General features: G+C 42.4%; 8 protein-coding genes. 3 read left to right on the top strand and 5 right to left on the bottom strand.

Going from position 1 to position 8,020, the window contains the following annotated elements:
* Window positions 1-649, bottom strand: a 649-nt coding sequence (locus A1D16_RS02030; RefSeq protein ID WP_290707276.1) for a carboxypeptidase-like regulatory domain-containing protein, incomplete at its 3' end; no start/stop codon positions are given.
* A gap of 227 nt (window positions 650-876) precedes the next feature.
* On the opposite strand from A1D16_RS02030, the gene A1D16_RS02025 reads away from it, so the two are divergent.
* The gene (locus A1D16_RS02025) at window positions 877-1,494 is read left to right on the top strand and encodes a TetR family transcriptional regulator (protein ID WP_290707274.1); all 618 of its coding nucleotides are present in this window, start codon (window positions 877-879) and stop codon (window positions 1,492-1,494) included.
* Here A1D16_RS02025 and A1D16_RS02020 read toward each other — a convergent pair.
* The 3 genes from A1D16_RS02020 to A1D16_RS02010 form a co-directional block, all read right to left on the bottom strand.
* Window positions 1,460-1,711 carry a hypothetical protein gene (locus A1D16_RS02020; RefSeq protein WP_290707272.1) on the bottom strand — a complete coding sequence of 84 codons (252 nt, stop codon included), beginning with the start codon at window positions 1,709-1,711 and terminating at the stop codon, window positions 1,460-1,462. The genes A1D16_RS02025 and A1D16_RS02020 overlap by 35 nt on opposite strands.
* A gap of 209 nt (window positions 1,712-1,920) precedes the next feature.
* On the bottom strand, window positions 1,921-3,585 hold the full coding sequence (locus A1D16_RS02015) for an alpha-L-fucosidase (protein ID WP_290707270.1): 1,665 nt from the start codon (window positions 3,583-3,585) through the stop codon (window positions 1,921-1,923).
* On the bottom strand, window positions 3,582-4,643 hold the full coding sequence (locus tag A1D16_RS02010; RefSeq protein ID WP_290707268.1) for an aldo/keto reductase: 1,062 nt from the start codon (window positions 4,641-4,643) through the stop codon (window positions 3,582-3,584). Before A1D16_RS02010 ends, A1D16_RS02015 begins: the two co-directional genes overlap by 4 nt.
* A gap of 122 nt (window positions 4,644-4,765) precedes the next feature.
* On the opposite strand from A1D16_RS02010, the gene A1D16_RS02005 reads away from it, so the two are divergent.
* Entirely contained in the window at window positions 4,766-5,638 is an 873-nt protein-coding gene (locus A1D16_RS02005) for an AraC family transcriptional regulator (protein ID WP_290707266.1), read from the top strand.
* A gap of 73 nt (window positions 5,639-5,711) precedes the next feature.
* The gene (locus A1D16_RS02000; RefSeq protein WP_290707264.1) at window positions 5,712-5,915 is read left to right on the top strand and encodes a hypothetical protein; all 204 of its coding nucleotides are present in this window, start codon (window positions 5,712-5,714) and stop codon (window positions 5,913-5,915) included.
* 128 nt (window positions 5,916-6,043) lie between these two features.
* On the opposite strand, the gene A1D16_RS01995 is transcribed toward A1D16_RS02000, so the two are convergent.
* A complete protein-coding gene (locus A1D16_RS01995; RefSeq protein WP_290707262.1) occupies window positions 6,044-8,017 on the bottom strand; it encodes a DUF3857 domain-containing protein in 1,974 nt (657 codons plus the stop codon).
* Between the last annotated feature and the right edge of the window lie 3 nt (window positions 8,018-8,020).

The following is an 8,020-nucleotide window of genomic DNA, read 5'->3' as shown; positions in this document are numbered from 1 at the left end:
TGATAGCACCGTTAACCCCCAGTGCACCATAGAGGGCACCGGCTGCCGGACCTTTCAGCACACTGATACTTTCAATATCATCTGCGTTGATTTTATATGGATCTGCATCCGGGTCAGGAATACCGTCAATAACAATCAGGGGGGTACGACCTCTTAAGGAAATACCTGGGTTACGGAATAAATCGGTGGTATTATTGATATTCAATCCGGCTACTTTCCCGGTAAGAGCAGCAAGCGGGGTGGGTGTTTTAGTTTTTGCCATCGTTTCCCCGCTCACTTCCTGAACGGCATAACCCAGCGTTTTTTGCTGTTTTTTGATACCCAGGGCGGTAGTAACCACCACTTCTCCCAATTCCGTGCCTTCGGTAAGTGCCAGTTGAACACTCAGTTCCCGTCGTCCGTTGAGGGCAAGTTCCTGTTTTACATAACCGATAAAAGAAAACTCAAGAGTGGCATTGGAAGCTACCTGCAGGCTGAATTTTCCCGACTTATCGGTATTGGTTCCCTTGCCGGTAGACTTATCAAGAATGGTAACACCTGCCAGAGGGGTTCCCTCGGAGGATCGTACTGTTCCCGTTACCTGTATATCCTGCGCAAGGCCGCAAAATCCAAGTAACAGTAATAAGAAGCTAATAGCAGTTCTTTTCATAAATAAGCTGTTTTGGAAGCAATTAATTGATGATTCAAAAATGTAGAATAAAACTAAGTGAAAAAAATAAATTGAACGAACATTCAATTAATTTAAAATTAAATAATAATAGGTTCACAATAATATAATGCAGCTATTTAAGTCAATCGATTGCACAAGCGGAAGGCCGTCAGGAAATGGGCAGGGAATGCTATATTTGTTGGAAACCAAAATTATACTGGCACTACATGGGCAGAAAGAGTTTAAAAGAATCCCGGCAACCTGAAATCATAAAAGCGTTCTACAAACTAGCTAAGAGGGAGGGGCTGGAAAATGCATCTATTGCCAAAACGGCGGCGCTCATTAATATTAATCCCAGTCTTATCATTCATTATTTCCAAACGAGAGAGCAATTGGTTTCTGCCCTTATTGAATTTATTTTAGAAAGGTACCTGCAGATATTTAAAACACCTACCATTTCGGAGGAAGACCCTAAAAAAAGGTTATTAACGGTTATAGATAAACTCTTCTCCCATAAATGGAATATCTTATTTGATGACAGTGTTGCCTATAGTTGTTATTCGATGGTATTTCGAGACAAGAAGGTAAAAGCCAAATTTAAAGTAGTACTGGATCAGCTAAGGCATAACCTGGAAGCCATGATAAAAGATGCAAATGAAGCCGGTGAAATGAATGTGGCAGATCCTGCCCGTGCAGCAGATATGGTTTTTGTAATTGTTGACGGCGCCTATTATTATTTAAGCCTAGAATCCAATAAAGACGAGTACAGAAAGAAGCTGGAATTCTATAAACAACAAGCTATACAACAGCTTAATTTATACGCTTACGAAACAATACCAGGATAGCACAGCAGGCTATAATACCCCAAACTATATTTACCACTATATTGGGGAAATCCATATAATGAATGGCATTGGCTGTAAGTCCAAAGGAGCCAATTACATTCAGCACATGGTAGCTTATTTGGCTGGATTTCAATTTATTGGTGGAAAGTAATAGATAGCCCAACAGGTAGGCAATGGTGCCAATCCATCCTATAATAGGGTAAACAATATCAGCCATCAACAATATCACTATACAATTACAAAAAGGGAAGATACTGAAACAAATTTAAGGGATCGCTTTCTGGAGGCGGAGAAATAAGCGTCTAAAGGGCAGTAAACTGCCCTCACCAAAGAAGAATTTACCTTTAAAAAATCCTTTTTTACCCAACAACACATCTGCAAGCAGAAGTAAAGATAACAACCGACCTTCTGTACGGAGGAATTTTATCAGGCAGACAGATAAATTTTCAGCACATTTCCATAACCGGGGCTGGCCGCATCTTTCGGCGGAACCGTAAGCTCCAACCCCTCTTCCGTTCTGTTAAAGTGCAGCACCTGCCGCGTTGCCAACCATTCTATTTTCTGTATTTGCTTAGACAGTAGCGGGTTGTTGGAGGCCAGCGACTTAATAAGTAATCTGCCGGAATCTGGCCAATCCATGGCGGTAGCATACAGGATATCTCCTTTCGTTACGAATCGGATATCCGCTGATGTAAAGGCTTTTCCCTTGCCTTCGTTAAATCCCTGCGCATCTAATTGCGCAGCTGCTTCCTGGGCAGGTCCTTCGCCAAAAATTTTCCACGGGCGGGTGCCATAAATACTTTCACTATTGGTTTTCATCCAACGTCCGATTTCTTCCACTATTTGCCGCTCTTTCTCATCAATGGTACCATTCCTCCGAACGGGTATATTCAACATCAGGTTGCCATTTTTGCTTACTATATCCACCAGGGTCTGTACCACTGTTTTTGCGGACTTGTACCCATTTCGTTCATAGAGTCCACGATCATAATGCCAGCCTCCGATGCAAGTATCAGTTTGCCAGGGAAGGGGTTGAATCTCATTGGCCTGTCCTCTTTCAATATCCCATACAAGCGCTTCCCGCTGTTCGCCTTCCAGCATTTTTGCCGTAAGCACAGCACGCAGCGTTCCATGGTCCTTAATGCTTTTATTGTAGAGATGCGCCGCAATGCGAAAGCCGACATCACTAATCGGCCAGAAAGGTAATTTGTCGTCGTCAAAATAAACCAGGTCGGGGTGATATTTATTGATCAGGTCAAGGGTGCGATTATAAAATTTTTCCATGTAGGCCGTATCGGGTGGATATACACCATTTCCCCAATCCCATTCTGCTGTATTCATGGCATCACTCAAACTATTCTTGCTCAAGGGGTGTTGCTGTGCATATAATTCCTGGGGGTCCAGCCCATTCCACCATTTTCCTTTGCCTGCAGCTTTGCTTAATTTTCCATCGTAAGGAATTCCTGCATAATTACCTGCTTTGTCTGATCGCTGGGCAACTTCATACCAGCGCCAGGCATGTGAAGCATGTATACTTACGCCAAAAGGCAAATCATTGTTTCTGGCAGCCTTTGCCCATCCCGCTATAATATCCTTACCCGGACCGACCTTGGTACTATTCCAGTTTTTCTGGTATTTACTGGCATATAAATCAAGGTTATCATGATGATTGGCCATTGCCATAAAATAAGCGGCACCGGCATTCTTATAGAGATTTACAAGTTCTTCCGGATCCCACTGGGTTGCTTTCCATTCATTAATTACGTCTTTGAAACCAAAGCGGGAAGGATGCCCATATTTTTCAAGGTGGTATTTATACTGCCAGGAACCTTCCTGGTACATACCCCTCGCATACCAGTCACCCGCTTCAGGTTCGCATTGCGGGCCCCAGTGCGCCCATATACCAAATTTAGCGTCCCTGAACCAATCGGGTGTTTTATAGGCCCGCAGAGAATTCCAGTTGGGTTGAAAAGGTCCTTTGGCCATCGGTTCGTTACCGGTTGTTCCTAACAGGTCTGCTCCTAAAGCAGGCGACAGCCATAAGCCCGATACGGTGGCAGCTAGTCCTTTTAAGGCAGTTCTTCTTTTCATGGCAGCAAATTAAAATGTTCAGAATTGATTTGAATTAACCGTTGTTCTTTCAGAGCGCTCCAGAAAGCTGCAGGCAGCTGCTTGGATACCATCTCCGCATTTTGTTTTACGCGCTTGGAATTTGTGGTATTTAAAGCGATGGATTTTATTCCATTTACCTGCAATCCAAATTGTACACAGGCTTCCGCCGGTTGTACAGCAAACTGTTTACAACACTCAAAAAATGCATCGCGCCAGTTGTACAGCGCGCTGAACTCCGGTTCTTCTCTTGAAATGCGGCGATAGTCAAAATAATCCGAGCCCACTAAAAAGCCGGAATGAAACAAGGCAGAATTAATAAGATGAACGCCTTTACCAGCCATATCCGCAACAAAGTTCAATAAATCAAGGGGATGTTCTTTAAGCGTTAAACTGTTCGCAATCATTATCCAATCCAGTTTAATATCATTGGAAATGCGCTGAATTACCTTCCAGTTTTTAGCGCCTATACCAATATATTGAACTTTTCCCTGTCTTTTTAACTCAAATAGAGCTGCATACGCCTCCAGAATAGCGTTGTATAATTTGTATTCTTCAGCCGGACTGGTAGCTTTTGCCAGGTATTCATCCGGGTCATGCACCGATACCAGTTGGGGCACATAGCCATTGAGCAATTCATTACCCTGTTCAAAACATTCCATGATGCCGGCATAGCTGATGTTTTGCACAGCATCGTGCTTCAGGTTCTTCCATACGCCGGGCTCAAAACTGGGTTCACTGGTTTGCAGCCGGGTTCTCAACCAACCCAATTTATTACTGATAATTACCTGGTCGGGCGGCACCCCCAATGATCGGAGCGATCTTCCGAGGCTTTCCAACGCCAAACCGGCGCCATATTTTCCGGCGGTATCAAACACCGGTATCCCGCCAGCATACTTAACCGATTCTTCCACAATATGTAGTTTCTCGGAATCCTCCAGGGCTACAAAAAGGTTTCCTAGTCCGCTGGTACCAAGTACTAAGGATGGAAGGGTTAATTTATTATCGGGCGGCTTCATGGGGGAATCAGGCAAATTCATACGAGAACTGGTTGGTTTAGCAATGCTGATGTCTTCAAATTTATTGATAGCAGTTTGCTTTTCTATTCCACTAAAAAGACTTTGTTTTGTACATATCCGACTTTTTGCCAGTAAAACGCCGTATGACCAACCAGTACTCCCGCTATCGATTTTCACTTTTACATGCAGATTATGTAAAACTTGATAAGCGATGGAATTACCTGAATGTAATAAGTCCTTATTACCGGATCTATTATATTGATAACGGCGAAGGCCAAATTGTTTCAGGCAAGGAAAAAATAAAACTAGAGCCTGGATTTATATACCTGGTTCCAAGTTTCACCCTCTGTCATTTGCGTTGTAACGGGGTATTAGGACAGTATTTCATTCATTTTTTCGAACAGGCAGACAATGCGGTTTCACTGTTCGAAAACCACCGGAAAGTGATTAAGCTGGCAGCCTCGCCAACCGATCAATCTATCCTGCAACGCTTGTTGGAAATTAATCCGGGAAGAGGCATTAACCGGTCAGACAATCCTTCTGTGTATGAGAAAGCGGCCTATTACAAAAGCTACCAGGAGCTGAATCAATCGATGCGAGGATCAGTATATTTTGAAACGCAGGGAATCCTGTTACTATTGCTGGCGCGGTTTATGGGTGTAACGGCTTTGGAAAGCGCCGGATCCGGCCCCATTCCCTCCAAAATCCTGGATAGTATCCGGTACATCCAATTAAATTTACCGCTGCAGATTTCCGTAGCCCTGCTTGCCAGGCGCGTAAATCATAATGAGGATTATTTTTCGCGTTTATTCTATAAATATACCGGTCAACGTCCTCTACCTTATATACAGGAAAAAAGAATAGAACGGGCACAGTACCTGATTGCAACCACCAGCCTGGCTTTTACAGAAATTGCTGAACGAACGGGCTTTGAAAGCCTCTCCTATTTTTCAAAAATTTTCAAACGCATAACCTGCCTTACCCCGGGTGCATACCGTAGGCAACAACATTTATAAGTTCTGAAAAATAGCAACGCGGTGGTTACCTGGTTGTTTTAGAAACCTGTACTTTATCTTTACCCGGTTTGCAATGGACAAAACGCGGCAGGTGATAAACAACTACTACCCCGGTATTGACTCTATTATACTGGTGGGCAACCCATATGCAGGCCAGTCCACCAATACAGCCAGCGTTGATTTGTATAATCTAACCGATAGCACAAGCATTACCAACAGTTTGCTTGAAGCAAATCAACTCTACGGGGAGCGCATTTTTTTACAAACCGGTAATTGATTCAGTCATCTACTCGATAAAGAAATTCAACCAGGCATTCGACTGAGCTCTGCTCAAAACGGTCAGTTTGCGGCAAGCGGCACCTGTTTTCTGTTGTTGTATAGAAACCAGGTAATTGCCGCCAACAATCATTGCGGCTCCAGTACCAGGATAATCTTATTAAAGTCGGCTGCCGCATTAATGATCTTTTTAAATGCCTCGTATTGAGCAAGCGGGTATTCTAGCTGACAGTACTCTTCTCGTATAGAAATTTTAAGCAGCTTACCGTCCAATTTATACGAAGAGGTAAAGCCCATGGTTACCATATTGTTATCCTGCACCTGTTTGCTGATATTGATATCCTCCAGATTCTTTACCTTATACCCATCTGGTATAGTGAATTCAATATGCCGGTTTAGTGTATGGGGATAGTTTACATCGATGTCAAACTGCCGGGGCTTTTCCTGGTACATTTCTGACTGCTGGCCGATTATTTCACCAATTTTTACAAGGATTTTGTTTCCGGCCCGGTCAACCAATTCACTGGCATTTACCACCAGGTCCAATACAAAGGGTTTATTTGCAGCAACCTGTTCCATTTCCTTGTTTTCCACTTTAGAATGTAGTACCTTTTCGGATTTGGTTCCAAATTTTGCCATTTCCTTGATCAGCACCTGTTGCTGTTCATCCGGAGCAAAATTGAAACTAGCCCTGTAAAAAACAGCAGAATAACCGGTGTAGGATTGACGGGTATGCACCATTAAAGAGTCTAGCGAGAAATTCAGGTTAATTTTTGCATCAATATTATTGCTCGACCAGTTGCAGTCCTCTCCCACTATAGGACGAATATCTGCAATAGCGGTTGTGAAGTTTCCAATAGTAGTTCCTTTACAGAATACTCCATTCGTCCCAATCCATTCGGTTTGAATCAAGGGGTAACGCATTTCTAGTCTTGTAGGAGCAATATATTTTTTAAGCGCAGGAAAATAAATCAGGAGGTTGTCACAATTATTCCAGTTTTCAAAATTTTTATCAACAGCATAATCCTCTCTCGACCCGCATAGTACAAACTCATGTTCAAGATTCAATTGCCGGAAAATGGCTCCATATAAACGCATAATACCACGATGGCTCGATATCTTTTTCTTAATTATCATTTCTATATCTTCCGCAGATTTATCATTACTGTATTCTGAAGTGCCGATATTTTTCTTCAGGTAATTTTCCACTGCAACAACAATTGACTGCTCGTTTGCAGTGATCTTCTGCCAATCATTTTTCTTAATTAATTCGTTGACTCTTTTTATATCCTTATCAGAATAAGTGCCATAAATGCTATAGGCCCGTTTTGCCAGTTCATTCCAGGTAAACAAACGTTCCGTTTTACTGCGTGAAACATTATAGGAAAGTTTGTATTCAATCCGCTTAAGGTGAGCGTTGTAAACAGCATATTTTTCTTTCTCCGCTCCGGGGATATCTTCCTGCTTTAAAAGAATCATACGTTTTGTATTGAACATAGTATCTATGGCTGCATTTACCTGGTTATATCCCTTAGTTTCAAAGATCAGCCTTTCGGGAGACAGGATAGCCACTTCGGCTTCCAGTACCGGAAACCCTGTTTGAATTATTTCGCGGCCAAAAAAAGATCCGTCTATTCTATAGGTATAATAAAACTCTACATCACAACCCTTTTCCAGTGCCTCCATGGCAAAGATCTTATACAACTGGTCATCTTCTTTCAGGTCTCGGATATTTTTACTATCGACAGTAATAACTTTTCCATTCGGAAGAATGGTACGGGCTTTAATATCAACGATATCATTGTTTGAGTTAACCGGCAGATAAATTTTGTTGAATTGTTCAATGCCATTATCATCAATAATATGTATACGCCTATGTAAGGTCCGGTAGGCAGCCAGCTCTTGTGCATCATCAATGTATTCAATGCGGCGTTTATCCAGTAGTATTACAGCCGATTCTTTGTTATACTTAGCGGGAATCCGTTGAACAGTAGCGCTACCGGTCCAGTTTTCACGCTCAATGGAGGGCGCATTTTGGGAATAAACCGTTAACTGGATAAGTAGCAGTAAAAAGGTTACTAATTTTTTTAGTTCAGTCAACATATA

Source organism: Flavihumibacter sp. CACIAM 22H1, from assembly GCF_001601815.1.
Lineage (GTDB): Bacteria > Bacteroidota > Bacteroidia > Chitinophagales > Chitinophagaceae > Flavihumibacter.
Note: the sequence above shows the minus strand (reverse complement) of the source record. Positions and strands in the feature narration are given on the sequence as shown.